18 protein-coding genes and 1 other RNA gene are annotated in these 14,985 nt (G+C 63.9%); 11 read left to right on the forward strand and 8 right to left on the reverse strand.

The window, feature by feature from the left end; translation table 11 throughout:
- The first annotated feature begins 53 nt into the window (after positions 1-53).
- Positions 54-941 (forward strand): DMT family transporter, encoded by an 888-nt coding sequence (locus tag BMX27_RS06905; RefSeq protein WP_090159124.1) that lies wholly within the window; start codon positions 54-56, stop codon positions 939-941.
- Positions 942-996: 55 nt separating this feature from the next.
- Here BMX27_RS06905 and rpmG read toward each other — a convergent pair whose 3' ends face one another.
- From rpmG to gatC, 7 genes are all read right to left on the reverse strand, one after another.
- Positions 997-1,164 carry a 50S ribosomal protein L33 gene (gene rpmG, locus BMX27_RS06910; RefSeq protein WP_008233681.1) on the reverse strand — a complete coding sequence of 56 codons (168 nt, stop codon included), beginning with the start codon at positions 1,162-1,164 and terminating at the stop codon, positions 997-999.
- 108 nt (positions 1,165-1,272) lie between these two features.
- On the reverse strand, positions 1,273-2,376 hold the full coding sequence (locus BMX27_RS06915) for a sensor histidine kinase (RefSeq protein WP_090159125.1): 1,104 nt from the start codon (positions 2,374-2,376) through the stop codon (positions 1,273-1,275).
- A gap of 66 nt (positions 2,377-2,442) precedes the next feature.
- Positions 2,443-2,818, reverse strand: an RNA gene (gene rnpB, locus BMX27_RS06920) — RNase P RNA component class A.
- Between the two features lie 12 nt (positions 2,819-2,830).
- Positions 2,831-3,442, reverse strand: a complete 612-nt coding sequence (locus BMX27_RS06925) for an N-acetylmuramoyl-L-alanine amidase (protein WP_177172677.1) — start codon at positions 3,440-3,442, stop codon at positions 2,831-2,833.
- A gap of 59 nt (positions 3,443-3,501) precedes the next feature.
- The gene (locus tag BMX27_RS06930; protein WP_371260102.1) at positions 3,502-4,197 is read right to left on the reverse strand and encodes a hypothetical protein; all 696 of its coding nucleotides are present in this window, start codon (positions 4,195-4,197) and stop codon (positions 3,502-3,504) included.
- A 29-nt stretch (positions 4,198-4,226) separates the two neighbouring features.
- Positions 4,227-5,708 (reverse strand): Asp-tRNA(Asn)/Glu-tRNA(Gln) amidotransferase subunit GatA, encoded by a 1,482-nt coding sequence (gatA, locus tag BMX27_RS06935; protein WP_090159127.1) that lies wholly within the window; start codon positions 5,706-5,708, stop codon positions 4,227-4,229.
- On the reverse strand, positions 5,708-5,995 hold the full coding sequence (gene gatC, locus BMX27_RS06940) for an Asp-tRNA(Asn)/Glu-tRNA(Gln) amidotransferase subunit GatC (protein ID WP_090159128.1): 288 nt from the start codon (positions 5,993-5,995) through the stop codon (positions 5,708-5,710). The genes gatA and gatC overlap by 1 nt, the downstream gene beginning before the upstream one ends.
- Before the next feature lie 126 nt (positions 5,996-6,121).
- Here gatC and BMX27_RS06945 point away from each other — a divergent pair, with 126 nt between their 5' ends.
- Both BMX27_RS06945 and lysM read left to right on the forward strand, forming a co-directional pair.
- Positions 6,122-6,811 carry a metal-dependent hydrolase gene (locus tag BMX27_RS06945; protein WP_090159225.1) on the forward strand — a complete coding sequence of 230 codons (690 nt, stop codon included), beginning with the start codon at positions 6,122-6,124 and terminating at the stop codon, positions 6,809-6,811.
- 188 nt (positions 6,812-6,999) lie between these two features.
- On the forward strand, positions 7,000-7,437 hold the full coding sequence (gene lysM, locus BMX27_RS06950; RefSeq protein ID WP_090159129.1) for a peptidoglycan-binding protein LysM: 438 nt from the start codon (positions 7,000-7,002) through the stop codon (positions 7,435-7,437).
- 1 nt (position 7,438) lies between these two features.
- Here the strand turns inward: lysM and BMX27_RS06955 are convergent, their stop codons facing one another.
- The gene (locus tag BMX27_RS06955; RefSeq protein WP_090159130.1) at positions 7,439-7,885 is read right to left on the reverse strand and encodes a nucleoside deaminase; all 447 of its coding nucleotides are present in this window, start codon (positions 7,883-7,885) and stop codon (positions 7,439-7,441) included.
- A gap of 64 nt (positions 7,886-7,949) precedes the next feature.
- Here BMX27_RS06955 and BMX27_RS06960 point away from each other — a divergent pair, with 64 nt between their 5' ends.
- The 8 genes from BMX27_RS06960 to BMX27_RS06995 all read left to right on the forward strand — a co-directional run bounded on the left by BMX27_RS06960 (position 7,950) and on the right by BMX27_RS06995 (position 14,984).
- Positions 7,950-8,780, forward strand: a complete 831-nt coding sequence (locus tag BMX27_RS06960; protein ID WP_090159131.1) for a pseudouridine synthase — start codon at positions 7,950-7,952, stop codon at positions 8,778-8,780.
- A gap of 75 nt (positions 8,781-8,855) precedes the next feature.
- Positions 8,856-9,056, forward strand: a complete 201-nt coding sequence (locus tag BMX27_RS06965; RefSeq protein ID WP_090159132.1) for a hypothetical protein — start codon at positions 8,856-8,858, stop codon at positions 9,054-9,056.
- Positions 9,056-9,910: a 5-bromo-4-chloroindolyl phosphate hydrolysis family protein gene (locus BMX27_RS06970; protein ID WP_090159133.1), complete on the forward strand. Its 855-nt coding sequence runs from the start codon at positions 9,056-9,058 to the stop codon at positions 9,908-9,910. The genes BMX27_RS06965 and BMX27_RS06970 overlap by 1 nt, the downstream gene beginning before the upstream one ends.
- 9 nt (positions 9,911-9,919) lie before the next feature.
- Positions 9,920-11,098 (forward strand): toxic anion resistance protein, encoded by a 1,179-nt coding sequence (locus BMX27_RS06975; RefSeq protein WP_090159134.1) that lies wholly within the window; start codon positions 9,920-9,922, stop codon positions 11,096-11,098.
- On the forward strand, positions 11,099-12,064 hold the full coding sequence (locus tag BMX27_RS06980) for a DUF2927 domain-containing protein (protein ID WP_090159135.1): 966 nt from the start codon (positions 11,099-11,101) through the stop codon (positions 12,062-12,064).
- A gap of 11 nt (positions 12,065-12,075) precedes the next feature.
- On the forward strand, positions 12,076-13,188 hold the full coding sequence (locus tag BMX27_RS06985) for an SPFH domain-containing protein (protein ID WP_090159136.1): 1,113 nt from the start codon (positions 12,076-12,078) through the stop codon (positions 13,186-13,188).
- A 38-nt stretch (positions 13,189-13,226) separates the two neighbouring features.
- Complete coding sequence (locus BMX27_RS06990) at positions 13,227-13,820, forward strand: cytochrome B (RefSeq protein ID WP_256212416.1); 594 nt, start codon at positions 13,227-13,229, stop codon at positions 13,818-13,820.
- 60 nt (positions 13,821-13,880) lie between these two features.
- Entirely contained in the window at positions 13,881-14,984 is a 1,104-nt protein-coding gene (locus BMX27_RS06995) for a TFIIB-type zinc finger domain-containing protein (protein WP_256212417.1), read from the forward strand.
- Position 14,985: the final 1 nt, after the last annotated feature.

Genomic DNA, 14,985 nt, shown 5'->3' on the forward strand with positions numbered 1-14,985 from the left:
TTTGTTGCGTGGTCGCACGCTAGGCTGACTCTGCCCCGCATCAGGATCGCCCCATGACTGCCATTGCCACCGCCCGCCGTGCCGACCTGATCGGTAGCGCCTACATGGTCTGCGCGATGGCGCTCTTTGCGGTCGAGGATGCGTTCATCAAGGCCGCGGCCACCACCCTGCCGCTGGGGCAGATCCTCATCATCTTTGGGGTGGGCGGTGCCGTTGTCTTTGCCCTGCGGGCGCAACGGATGGGCCAACCGCTGTTCGTGCCGGACGTGCTGTCGCGGCCCATGCGTATCCGCGTCCTGTTCGAAATCACGGGCCGGCTGTTCTACGGGTTGGCGATTGCGCTGATCCCGCTGTCTGCCGCCACTGTCATCCTGCAAGCCACCCCGCTGGTCGTCGTCGCGGGTGCCGCGCTGCTGTTTGGCGAAACCGTCGGCTGGCGACGCTGGACCGCCATCATCATCGGCCTGATCGGCGTCGTCATCATCATCCGTCCCGGCACGGACGGGTTCAGCGCCCTGTCGCTGCTGGCGGTCATCGGCATGGCCGGGTTTGCCGGGCGCGATCTGGCCAGCCGTGCGGCACCGCTGACGGTCAGCACCACGCTGCTGGGGTTCTACGGGTTCTGCGCACTGGTCATCGCGGGCGTGCTTTACACCGTGTGGGACGGTTTTGCGTTGCGTGCGGTGACGGCAACGACAGCCCTCTGGCTGGCAGGCACCATCGCAGCCGGTGTGATCGCCTATACCTGCCTGATGCGCGCAATGCGCACGGGTGACGTGTCCGCCGTGACACCATTCCGCTACAGCCGCCTGCTGTTCGGGATCGCCTTGGGCGTTGCGCTGTTCGGAGAACGCCCCGATGCAGCCACATGGATCGGGTCCGGCCTGATCGTGCTGGCGGGTCTGTTCATCATGTGGCGGGGCAAGAACGCCGACACCTGAAACGCAAAAGGCCCCGCAATTGCGAGGCCCAGCGTAATCGTCAGATGCGGATCAATTACTTGATCTTGCCTTCCTTGTACTCCACGTGCTTGCGCACAACGGGGTCGTACTTCTTGATGACCATCTTTTCGGTCATGGTACGGGCGTTTTTCTTGGTGACGTAGAAATGGCCTGTGCCCGCGGTGGAGTTCAGGCGGATCTTGATCGTGGTTGGCTTCGCCATGGTGTCTCTCCTGTTCGCGGCGCAGACGCTTCGCGCGCGCGGATCATATCTCTTGAAGTCCGCCTTCTAACTGGCGCGGGGGCCGAGTCAACCGCAAAAGAGGTCAGATTACAGATCAAACCCGACACGGAACATGGTTCCCCCTTCGGGAAGGGCGACCCAATCCAGTGCGCCGCCGATCTTGGCCGCCATGGATTGCACCACCATCATGCCCATGCCCGCGCCGTCCAGCGAGAAATCCGCAGCCAGACCGCAGCCGTTGTCGCGCACGCACAACGCAAGGCTGTTGTCGGACGGCCGGATGAGATCGACACCGATCACGCCGTCCAGCCCCAGTTCCGCGTGGCGCAAGGCATTCCCGGTCAGTTCCGCCACGATCAATCCCAATGCAAGGCTGACCTCGGATTTCACCCGCAGGTCCGGGCCCAACCCCGCATAATCCAGCCTGACGGTTCCGCCGATGCTTTGCTGGATATCCGCGCATAGCGATGACAGGTATTCGTCCAGCCCCACCTCGTCCGACATGGCGCGGTGCAGCTTGTCATGTACCGACGCGATGGTGCGCACCCGCATGGCGGCGTCAGCCAGTGCTTCACGCACATTTTCATCGTCGGACGCGCGGGCCCGCATGTTCAGCATGCTCGACACCAGGCTCAGGCTGTTCTTGACCCGATGATCGACCTCGCGGCGCAACATCTCGCTTTCTGCCAGGGCTGCCTCCAACGCGGTCTGACGATCCACAAGGGTCGTCACATCCCGCGACACCGCCAGCACCCTGCCGACCGTGCCATCCGCCTCGAGAACCGGTGACACCGTCACAGCCCACCAGCGCGGTGTGCCCTTGGCCGTGGGGCAGAACGCCACGAATTCCGATGTCTCACCGCCTGCCGCCGCCTGCACGGCGTCCCGCAGTCGGTCGGTTTCGGCCTCGGGCCACAGCGCCCACCAATCCTGACCCAGAATCACATCGACGTCGTCGATTTCCATCGCACCCTGTCCGGCGTAACTCATGAATATGAGGTTGCCGTCCAGGTTCAGCAATTTCACGCAGTCTGGCGAACTGGCGAGCAATGATAGTGTCAGGGACTGGTTTTGCGGCATAACACCGACCAACGCCGCATCATCACGGTCGATTGCGTCAGCGGTGCACCCTGTCCGAGTCGGTTGGCCGAGACGCGTCATACTTAGCCCCCCAAAGACAAGTTCGATCATTAAATTACCTGCACCCCGACCATCGGTCAATTCTGCTTTGGTTTAGGGCGGGCGCATGGCGCGAGATGACACGGATGGCCTATAAGCCGGATTTTGTCCCCCGCATTACTGCGGTTGGATGATCATTCGTCTAAAGCCGTCGTTACCGACGACCCTCTGGCTGCCAACCCGGGCCTCTCGGGTCAGGCGTCCCTGCCGGATCGCTCCGGCACGAGGCCCCTATTTGGCATTGCTCCCGGTGGGGCTTGCCGTGCCGCTTCTGTTGCCAGTCGCGCGGTGGGCTCTTACCCCACCGTTTCACCGTGACCACGCATGCGTGGCCGTCTGTTCTCTGTGGCGCTATCCCTGGGGTTACCCCCGCCGGGCGTTACCCGGCACCGTGCCTTATGGAGTCCGGACTTTCCTCGACCGCTTGCGCGGCCGCGATCACCCGGCCATCCGTGTCGGGTTTGCGTTACTGGGGCGAACCCTTTGCGTCAACGCCAAACCGTGCCGCCAGATCGGCGGCAAGCGCGCGGTCAGTGTCGTCCAGCGGCCCTGTATGGCGCGGTCTGAATCGCAGGCGGAACGCCGCCAGCAGCGTGTCGTCGTCCACATCCGCCGTATAGCCAAACCGCGCGAGGTCCGCGCGGAAATCCCCCGGCGTGGCCCGTTCAGGCCAGATCGACAGACCCTCGAGCGCCAGCCTGCGCCAGTCGAATCGCGCGCCGGGATCGATCTTGCGCCCCGGTGCCATGTCGGAATGGCCGATGACGCGGTGTGCGGGAATGTTCCAACGCCCCATGATGCCGGCCACCAGATCACACAGTGCATCCATCTGCGCCGCGGCAAAGGGACAGGTGCCGATATTGGACATCTCGATCCCGATGGACCGGCTGTTCACGTCCGTCACGCAGCCCCAGCGCCCGGCCCCCGCATGCCACGCGCGCTGGTCCTCTGGCACCAGGGCCAGCACCTCGCCGTCGGTGCCGATCAGGTAATGGGCCGATACCTCTCGCGCGGGATCACACAGCACACGGGCAGCGGCAGCGTGATCCGCCATCGCGGTGTAATGCAGCACGATGATATCGGGCACGGCACCGTCACGCCGCGGCCCGCAGTTTGGGGACGGATGCCGGATCGGGGTCAGTTGCCAGTCGCCACAAGGCGGAACGGTGCCGGGTCCCAGCCACAGGCGAAGCCGTCGCCGTCGGGGTCAAGCCCGCGCGCATTGCGTTCCGGCCCGCCACGCGCCAGGAAATCGCGCTGTGCTGCATCGGGCGAATTATATTCGGCGCAATTGCGTTCGAACGTGCGCTGACTGGCAAAGATGGACCGCGAATACCATTCCTGACCTTTGCGATTGGGCGCGGACAAGGCGTATTCGACGATATTCGGTCCGGTATCGGCTGGCCGGTTCGGCACTGCAGTCGGCATGACGACCTGTCGCTGTGCAGCCAGTTGCGCGCGGCGCTGCGCATCGGATTCGATCGTTTCGCGCGATGCCACCGCGTCAAAGCTGTTTTCGTCGGACAGTGCTGCATTGTTCGATGCGACCTGCTGCACCCTGACTGCCGACAGCGGCGGGCCGACCTGCTCTGGTGCGGCGGCTGCACCCGCACCGATGCCCAATGCGGCCAGTTCAGAGGACGCGACCGCCTGATTGTCGGCACCAAGCGGCGCTGCAGCGACAGCGGAAGGTGCGCTGAAGGTTGCCGGCGCCTGCGCCTGCTGCGCGGCGCGTTGGCTTGCCATCACGGCCGCCGCGCCGCTATCGGGCACACGCGGCGCACAGGCGGCAGTGGCAACCAGGGCCGTCAGACACAGAACAGAACGGATCACGTCACGCCTCCTTGAACGAATGATCCAGCCTACCACCACTTGGCGGGCTTGGCGTTGAAACCTGCGCTGCGTTCCAGCGCATAGGCGACATTCAGCAGATCGCCCTCTTCCCAAGGACGACCGATCAGTTGCAGCCCCAGCGGCAATCCCTCGGCGTCCAGTCCGGCCGGCACGCTGATACCCGGCAGACCAGCGAGGTTCACCGTCACGGTGAATACGTCGTTGAGATACATCTGGATCGGGTCAGCGTTCTTCATCTCGCCCAGACCAAAGGCGGCAGACGGCGTCGCTGGCGTCAGGATCGCATCGACACCATCCGCGAACACCTGATCGAAGTCACGCTTGATCAGCGCACGGACCCGGCGCGCACGGTTGTAATAGGCATCGTAGAAACCGGCGGACAGCACATAGGTGCCGACCATGACGCGGCGCTGCACCTCTGGACCGAAGCCCTCGGCGCGGGTCTTTTCGTACATCTCGGTGATGCCGTCGCCCGCGTCCAGCTTGGCCCGGTGGCCGAACCGCACACCGTCGTAGCGGGCAAGGTTCGATGACGCCTCGGCGGGTGCGATGACGTAATAGGCGGGCAGCGCGTATTTGGTGTGCGGCAGGGTGATGTCACGCACCTCTGCGCCTGCGTCACGCAGCATGGCAGTCCCGTCTTGCCACAGCTTTTCGATCTCGGCGGGCACGCCGTCCATACGGTATTCCTTTGGAATACCGATGACCTTGCCGCGAATATCGCCGGTCAGCGCGGCCTCGAAATCAGGCACGGGGATATTGGCCGACGTGCTGTCCTTGGCGTCGAAACCCGACATCGCCTGCAACATGATCGCGCTGTCGCGCACGTCCTTGGTCATCGGGCCTGCCTGATCCAGCGACGAGGCAAAAGCCACGACGCCCCAGCGGCTGACGCGGCCATAGGTCGGTTTGATCCCGGTGATGCCGGTGAATGCGGCGGGCTGGCGGATCGACCCGCCGGTATCGGTGCCGGTGGCCCCCAGGCACAGATCGGCGGCGACAGCGGCAGCGGACCCGCCGGATGACCCGCCCGGCGTCAGCTGGCGGTCATCGACCTTCCACGGGTTGACGGCATCGCCGTAGACGGAGGTTTCGTTGCTGCTGCCCATGGCGAATTCGTCCATGTTCAGCTTGCCCAGCATCACCGCGCCTGCATCGAACAGCTGCGTCGTGACGGTGGATTCGTATTCCGGCTTGAACCCTTCGAGGATGCGGCTGGCCGCCTGAGAGGCGACCCCCTTGGTGCAGAACAGGTCCTTGATGCCCAGCGGGATACCGCACAAATCTGGCGCCTCACCCGCCTGAATGCGCTGATCCGCGCTCTTGGCTTGGCTTTCTGCAACTTCGGGCGTTTTGTGCACGAATGCGTTCAGCGTATCGGCCGCGTCAATCGCCGTCAGGCAGGCGCTGGTCAATTCAGCGCTGGTCACCTCGCCCTTGCGCAGGGCGTCACGGGCGGCGGCGATGGTCAGTTTGGTCAGATCGGACATTATTCCACCACCTTGGGCACGGCAAAGAAACCCTCGCGGGCGTCGGGCGCATTGGCGAGCACCTTGTCCTGCTGGTCACCATCGGTCACCACGTCATCGCGGCGATACAGGCGTTGCGGCGTGACGGATGTCATCGGTTCCACCCCGTCCACATCAACCTCGTTCAGCTGCTCGATAAAGCCCAAGATCGCACTGAATTCCTGCGCAAGCGCGGGCAAAGCGTCGTCTTCGACCTTGATGCGCGCCAGTTTGGCCACGCGGCGGGCGGTGTCGGTATCGATGGACATCGGGGCCTCGTTTCTACGGTTCAGCCTGCGTTTACCCGCCCCGGCGATGCGCTGCAAGCACGGCTGCATTGCCGGGCGGGGTGCGCAAGCTACCATGACGGCATCGCACAAGAAGGAATGACCGAGATGAATATCACATGGCTGGGCCACGCCAGTTTTCGTATCGAAATCGCGGAGGCAGTGCTGCTGATCGACCCCTGGCTGAACGGCAACCCGTCGTTTCCGGACGACCAGCGCGACGCAGCGATCGCAGGAACGACACATATCCTGCTGACCCACGGTCACGGCGACCACGCAAGCGAGGTCCAGCAGATCGCACGGGACACGGGCGCACCGGTCTACGGCATCGTGGAACTGATGGGCGTCATCGCGGGCGACGGCATCGAAACCGTGGGTTTCAACAAGGGCGGCACCGTCGATCTGAACGGCGCGCATGTCACGATGGTCAACGCGGTGCATTCATCGTCCTTTGACGGGGCGGACGGCACGCGGGTCGCGGGCACCGAATGCGGTTTCATGATCGCGGGTGAAGGCAAAACGATCTATTTCAGCGGCGACACCGACATCATGGCCGACATGGACTGGATGGGCGACTTGCACAAACCCGACATCGGCATTCTGTGCGCGGGTGGATTCTACACGATGGACATGGGCCGCGCGGCCTATGCCGCGAAACGGTATTTCAATTTTTCAACCGTGATCCCTTGCCACTATGGCACGTTCGACGCGCTGGCACAGGACGCGCAGGTCATGCGCGACGCCCTGCCCGGCGTCGATGTGGCGACACCAGCGGTGATGGATACCGTCACGTTGTAAGCCGCCGAACCGATTGCCAATTGGCAATCGGGGCGAAAACCACCGCGCGTCAGATGGTTCGATCTGCGCGCGGTGGGGTTTTTCATTGGTAAATTTTCAGGCCGCGCGAGACCGCCCATGCGGGATGCCGTGACACGGTGACGCAATCGTGATTACCCTGAGCGCGATCAGCAAAAGGGAGATCACACATGGGACTTTTCAGCTTTGTCAAAGATGCGGGCAAGAAACTGTTCGGCAAGGACGACGCGCCGGAATCGACACAAGAGGCGCTGAACGCCGAACTGAAGGATCTGGGCCTCGACGCATCCGACGTGCAGGTCACGGTCGAGGGCGACAAGGTCATGATCAAGGGCAAGGCCCCGACTCAGGAACAGCGCGAAAAGATCATTCTGGCCGCAGGCAACGTCGATGGCGTGGCTGCAGTCGAAGAGGAAATCAAAGTCGCGGACGCGGCCGCAGAGCCGGTGTTCTACACCGTGAAAAAAGGCGACACCCTGTCCGCCATCGCACAAGCCACGATGGGCAAGGCCAGCAAGTACCACGCCATTTTCGAGGCAAACAAGCCGATGCTGTCCGACCCGGACAAAATCTATCCCGGTCAGAACCTGCGCATCCCGCAGGAATGAACTAGCGTTTCGACGCAAAAAAGCGGCGCAGCAGGTCTTCGGATTGTTGCGCCGCAATGCCGTCATAGACCTGAGGCGCGTGGTGGCATTGCGGGTGGCTGAACACCCGCGGCCCTTGAGCGACACCCCCCGATTTCAAATCAGACGCACCGTAATAAAGGCGCGCCAATCGCGCGTTGCTGATCGCGGCGGCGCACATCGGGCATGGTTCCAGCGTCACATACAGATCGCAACCGGTCAGCCGTTCCTGCCCCATGGCCGCACAGGCGGCCCGGATCGCGAGCACCTCGGCGTGGGCGGTGGGGTCGTTCAGTTCCCGCGTGCGGTTTCCGGCCTGCGCCAGTACGCCGTCGGGCCCCACGATCACGGCACCCACCGGCACTTCGTCCCGGTCGGCGGCGGCACGGGCCTGTGCCAGCGCGAGGTCCATGTAGCTGCGAAATATCATGCCCCGTCATGCCCGCAGGTGGGACACTCTGGCAAGCCCCACGGATTCGAGGTATCGCGGAGGGATGACAGAGAACACTCCAGACGGCGACCGCATCGCCAAGGTCCTATCGCGCAGCGGCGTGGCGTCGCGCCGCGAGGCCGAACGCATGATCGAAGCCGGGCGCGTCAGCGTCAACGGCAAGACGATCACCAGCCCCGCGCTGAACGTGACCGACCGCGACCGCATCGTGGTCGACGGCAAACCCGTGGGCAAGCCCGAGGCCCCGCGCCTGTGGCTGTATCACAAGCCCGCAGGCCTTGTGACCACGGCGAGCGACGATCAGGGCCGGGAAACGGTGTTCGACAAACTGCCAGAGGATCTGCCGCGCGTCATGAGCGTGGGCCGACTGGACATCAATTCCGAAGGTCTGCTGCTGCTGACCAACGACGGCGGGATCAAGCGCAGGCTGGAACTGCCCAGCACCGGCTGGCTGCGCCGCTACCGCGTGCGCATCAAGGGATCGGTGTCAGAGGGGAAACTGGACGAATTGCGCGCGGGCATCACCGTCGAAGGCGTCAGCTATCAGCCGATGATCGTGACATTCGACCGCCAGCAGGGCGCAAACGCCTGGCTGACAATCAGCATCCGCGAAGGCAAGAACCGCGAGATCCGCCGCGCGATGGAGGCCGTGGGCACCATCGTGAACCGGCTGATCCGTGTCAGCTATGGCCCGTTCCAACTGGGCAATCTGGCGGCCGGTGCCGTCGAAGAAGTCAAGGGGCGCGTGCTGCGCGACCAGCTGGGCATGGCCGCCCCCGAACCGGCGACCCGCGCGCGCAAACCGGTGCAAAGACCACGCAAACCCGGCAGCGAGGGTCCCAGACCGCAGCGCGGTGCCCCAAAGCGCAGATAGGGTGCAAAAATCCTCGCAAATCGAGCGACCCATCACTACCTAAGTGTCCTATGACCCTAACCGGACCGGTCGCTGATGCTGCGTATTGTCCTCATTTTGCTGCTGATTGCGGGCGCGGCCTTTGCCGTGGGGACCGTGGCGTCGGCAGTGCGCGCCATGACCAGTGATCCCCTCACGTCGGAGTCCCCGATGCCGAAACCATTTCGCCTGATTTCCTTTGTTCTGCTGTTTTTGCTGATGCTGGGGGTCAGCACCGGCTGGCTGGGGGCCGCCTGATGGCCCAGCGGTTCGGCGGAAAATTCAGCCCCGGCGGCGGGACCGCGGCCCCGGTGGACCGCGTGGCGGTGCATCCGGTGGGTGCGCGCGCGAACCTGATGTTCGCGCCGCCCATCGCACTGGTCTTTGCCTCGCTCAACAACGGGCCTTTCGTGATGGTCACAGCACTGATCGCGGCGGGGCTGATGACGGCGGGGGCCTGGCTGCTGCGCGACGGTCTGCGGGCGCAAGCCGCCTATGATGCGCGCGAGGTCGCCCGCCGCCCCGCCCTGCCGCGCAAGATCATCGCGGCCATCCTGGCAGGGGTTGGTGTGGGACTTGCGGCCGTGACCGGCGACACGGGTGTGGCCGGATCCGTCGTCTACGGCATTGCCGCAACCGGTCTGCATCTGGCGGCCTTTGGCATTGATCCGCTGCGCGACAAGCGCCTGTCGGGCGTCGATACGTTCCAGCAGGATCGTGTGGCCCGCGTGGTGGATGAGGCCGAAGCCTATCTGACCGACATGACCAACCAGATCGCGCGTCTGCGTGACCGCACATTGACCGCGCGGGTTGCGGCGTTCCAGACCAGTGCGCGGCGCATGATCCGGGCGGTCGAACAGGACCCCCGCGACCTGACGGCGGCGCGCAAGTATCTGGGCGTCTATCTGTTGGGCGCACGTGATGCGACGGCACAGTTCGCGGATCTTGCCGCGCGCGGCCCGCAACCGGCGGCGCAGGCGGATTACACGGCGCTGCTGGATGATCTGGAACAGAATTTCACCAGCCGCACCGAGAAATTGTTAGCCGACGATCGCAATGCTATGGATATCGAGATCAAGGTGCTGCGCGACCGGCTGTCGCGCGAAAGATAGGAAGAGACCATGTCAGACAAGACCCGCACGGCGGCGACCTCCCGCACCTCGGACATCGAAAAGGTCACGGCCGTCGTCCTGCCGGAACCCGCAGGCGCGCTGGTGCCGCTGGAACAGGCGGACCCTGTGACCTCTGACGCGATCCGGTCGCGCATGGACGAAATCGACCTGAACGATACCGGATCGATCGTGTCGTTCGGATCGGCGGCACAGGCCGAATTGCAGGCGATCAGCCAGTCGATGCTGGCCGGCGTGCGCAACAAGGACGTGGGTCCTGCAGGCGATTCCTTACGCGAAATCGTCAGCACGATCCGCGGTTTTTCGGTCAGCGAACTGGATGTGGGCCGCAAGCAGTCTTGGTGGGACCGGTTGCTGGGCCGCGCGACGCCGATGGCGAAATTCGTGGCCCGGTTCGAGGACGTGCAGACCCAGATCGACCGCGTCACAGAGGACCTGCTGCGTCACGAGACGACGCTGCTCAAGGATATCGAATCGCTCGATCAGCTCTATGAAAAAACGCTCGCCTTTTATGACGAACTGGGCCTGTACATCACCGCAGGCGAGGCCCGTCTGGCACAGATCGACAATGACGAAATTCCCGCCAAGGAGGCAGACGTCAAGGGCGCGCCGGACGAACAGGGTGTCATGGCAGCACAGGAGTTGCGCGACCTGCGCGCCGCGCGTGACGATCTGGAACGCCGGGTGCATGACCTGAAACTGACGCGGCAGGTGACGATGCAGTCGCTGCCGTCGATCCGTCTGGTGCAGGAAAACGACAAGAGCCTCGTGACCAAGATCAATTCGACGCTCGTGAACACGGTGCCGCTGTGGGAAACGCAGCTGGCGCAGGCGGTGACGATCCAGCGGTCGTCGCAGGCGGCACAGGCCGTGCGCGAGGCGAACGACCTGACGAATGAATTGCTGACCGCCAATGCCAAGAACCTGCGCGACGCCAACAAGGTGATCCGCACGGAAATGGAACGCGGCGTGTTCGATATCGAGGCCGTCAAACAGGCCAACACCGACCTGATCGCCACCATCGAGGAAAGCCTGCAGATCGCGGACGAAGGCAAGGCCCGTCGCGCCACAGCCGAAGCAGACCTGCAAAAGATGGAAGGTGACCTGAAAAACACGCTGGCCTCGGCCAGTGCCATGCGTCCCCGCGCAACCGGCACTGCGGAGGCCTGAATGATCCCAATGCGCAATCTGGTCGCGGCGGTGGTGCTGGGTGGTCTAGCGGCCTGCACCGCACCGACCGAGACGGCCGCCCCCGATCAGGTTGCGCGCCCGGTCGAACGTGTGACCCCGGTCGTGCCGGAACCCGCACCCCCTGCCCCCGCAGCCAGCCCCGAGAGCTTGGCGCTGGCGACCTACTACCGGCGTCTGCAGAACGATCTGCTGGCGCAGGGGTTGTTGCGGGGCGACGGTGGCGGGGCGGATACGCCGTTCACCGATACGATGCTGGCGCGCAATTTCATCCGTATCGCGCTCTACGACGAATATGTCACCGACGGCGAGGTGCTGCGCGCGCAGGCCACGCAATCGCGCCTGCGGCGCTGGGATCAGCCGATCCGCATGAGCGTCGAATTCGGACCATCCGTCCCCGACGGTCAGCGCGCGCGCGACCGCACCGGTGTCGCGGCCTATGCAGCGCGGCTGTCGCGGGTCAGTGGCGTGCCGATCCGCATGTCCGAAAACGATCCGAACTTTCACGTTCTGTTTTTGTCAGAGGACGACCGTGCCGGCTATGCGGATCGTCTGCGCCAGATCGTGCCGGGGATCGGGCCCAGCAGCTTGCGTGCGATCATGAACCTGCCGCGTGACCAGCTGTGCATCGTCATCGCGTTTTCCGAAGGCGGGTCCAGCAGCTATGCCAAGGCGGTCGCCGTGATCCGCGCCGAACACCCCGACCTGTTGCGCACGTCTTGTGTGCACGAAGAGGTGGCGCAGGGTCTGGGGCTCGCCAACGACAGCCCGCAGGCGCGCCCGTCGATTTTCAACGACGACGAGGAATTCGGGTTGCTGACGACCCATGACGAGCTGCTGCTGAAAATGCTGTATGACCCCCGTTTCACCACCGGCATGTCCATCATGGAAGCCGCCCCCATCGCCCGCCAGATCGCCACCGAATTGACTGGCAGCGGTGGCAGCTAAGGAGACCGCAAATGTCCATTTTCGATTTTCTCTCGGGTCAGTTCATTGATGTCATTCACTGGACCGACGACACCCGTGACACGATGGTGTCCCGGTTCGAACGGCAGGGTCACGAGATCAAATACGGGGCCAAGCTGACGGTCCGCGAGGGACAGGCGGCGGTGTTCGTGCACGAGGGGCAGCTGGCGGATGTGTTTACGCCGGGTCTCTACATGCTTGAAACCAACAACATGCCGATCATGACGACGCTTCAGCACTGGGACCACGGGTTCCGGTCGCCGTTCAAGTCCGAGATCTATTTCGTCAACACCACACGGTTTACCGACCTCAAGTGGGGCACGAAAAATCCGATCATGCTGCGCGACCCGGAGTTCGGGCCGATCCGGCTGCGGGCATTCGGCACCTATACGATCAAGGTGGCGGACCCTGCACTGTTCCTGCGCGAAATCGTGGGCACCGACGGCGATTTCACCGCCGATGAGGTGACGTTCCAGATCCGCAACATCATCGTGCAGGAGGTCAGCCGCGCGCTGGCGTCCAGCGGCATTCCAGCTTTGGATATGGCGGCGAACACCAAGGACCTGGGCGATCTGGTCGCCAAGGCGATCGACGGCACCGTGGCGCAATACGGCTTGACCATACCAGAGCTGTACATCGAGAACATCAGCCTGCCACCCGCAGTGGAAAAGGCACTGGACGAACGCACCAGCCGCGGGATCGCGGGCAATCTGGACGACCACATGAAATGGAAGGCCGCAGAGGCCATGTCACAGCCCGGATCGGCCGCGGGGCAAGCGATGGGCATGGGCATGGGGGCCGGTCTGGGGATGCAGATGGGCAACATGATGCAGGCCGGCCCATGGGGTGCAGCACCCCAGCCTGCAGCGGCCACCGCCGCACCCCCGCCCCCGCCGCCGCCTGTCGAACACGTCTGGCACATCGCAGAGGCAGGCCAGACCAGCGGTCCGTTTTCCAAGGCCGCGATGGGGCGCAAGGTGACCGAAGGCGCGCTGACCCGTGAAACCATGGTCTGGACCCAAGGCCAGGACGGCTGGATGACCGCCGAGGACACGGAACTGGCGCAATTGTTCACCGTGATGCCGCCGCCCCCACCGGGAGCGTGAGGGCGAAACTTTTACGCGACGGGCACCGTGGCTGAGGCATGAGTGTTGCACCTGATCCCAGCCCGGCCCGGCCTGACTGGCGTGCCCGCATCCGCGCGGCCATGCCGGTGCGGCGCAGCTTGGTGAAATGGACGCATCTGGCGATGATCCCGATGTTCGTCTGGTTCCTGTTCGTCACCCCCGCCGTGGTGGTGCCCTTTGGTCCGGCGGCATTTCAGGCCCATTCGACACTGGCGCTGGTCTTTGTGACGCTGACGCTGGTCTGGTATGCGGATTATCTGCGGCGCGGGCTGGTCGGACGACCCGGCCCGAAACTGTCGCCGCGCGCCAGGGTCATCCACCAGTGGCTGCACAAGACACTGATCTGGGGCCTGTTCGGCGTGGCGCTGACCGGGTTTCTGCTGGGGCTGACCTCTGACAGGTTGCTCAAGGCCGGTGGTTTTCTGCCCTTTGCGCCGCCACTCGACATGAAGGCCGCGAACGAGGTCATCGGCAAGATCCATATCTACGAATACTATCTGCTGGCGGTCATCGCGGTCGGGCATGCGGGGTTCCACATCTGGCGCCACGTCAAGCTGCGCGACAACGCGCTGCGCATCATGGCCCCGAAAAGCTGGCACCGTTATCTGTGAATTCGCACTGGCAACGCCGGGAATTCATGCCATCTTGGCCCCCAGATGACCGGAGCCAGCATGCCCCCCGAAACCGCGCCAATCACCGCCCACCGTTTTCCATGTGATGCCTGCGGGTCCGACCTGAGGTTCGACCCCGCCAGCGGCGATCTGGTCTGCGATCATTGCGGCAACGTGCAGGCCATCGGCAGCAGCGCCAGCCCCTTTGTGCAGGTCCGCGAGCTGGATTTCGCAGCGGCGCTCAACGCGCAATTGCCCGAGGCCGAAATCGAAGAAACCCGCGTGTCGCAATGCCCCAATTGCGGGGCACAGGTCGAATTCGACCCCGACATTCACGCCACCGAATGCCCGTTCTGCGCCACACCCGTGGTCACGGGCACAGGCACCCATCGCCACATCAAACCACGCGGCCTTCTGCCGTTTTCCGTGGATGACAGCCAGGTGCATCAGGCGATGATGGACTGGCTGGGCGGGTTGTGGTTCGCCCCCAACGGGCTAAAGGAATACGCCCGCAAGGGGCGGCGCATGGACGGCATCTATGTCCCCTACTGGACCTTTGATGCGCAGACCCAGTCCGACTATATCGGGCAACGCGGCGACGATTACTTTGTCAGCAAACGCGTGATGCGCGACGGCAAGATGCGTACCGTTCAGGTGCGCAAGACGCGCTGGCGGCGGGCTACGGGCCGGGTCGCACGGTTTTTCGATGATGTGCTGGTGCTGGCCTCGACATCACTGCCCAAGACCCACACAGATGCGCTGGAACCCTGGGATCTGTCGGGGCTGGAACCCTATCAGCCCGATTATCTGGCCGGATTTCGCGCCGAGGCCTACCAGGTGGAATTGCAGGACGGTTTCGCCCAGGCGCGCAGCCATATGGATGCGATGATCCTGCGCGACGTGAAATTCGATATCGGCGGCGACCGTCAGCAGGTCTCGGACGTGCAGACCCGGATTTCGGACGTCACGTTCAAGCATATCCTGCTGCCGGTCTGGGTTGCGGCCTACAAATACAACGGCCAGTCCTACCGGTTTGTCGTGAACGGCAGGACCGGACGGGTGCAGGGCGAACGGCCCTACTCTGCGTGGAAGATCGCCTTTGCCGTGATCGTCGGGCTGGTGGTGGCGCTAACAGTCGGCTACCTATACGCGATGAACGCGTAAA

This window comes from Loktanella sp. DSM 29012, assembly GCF_900110705.1.
Classification (GTDB): Bacteria; Pseudomonadota; Alphaproteobacteria; order Rhodobacterales; family Rhodobacteraceae; genus Loktanella; species Loktanella gaetbuli.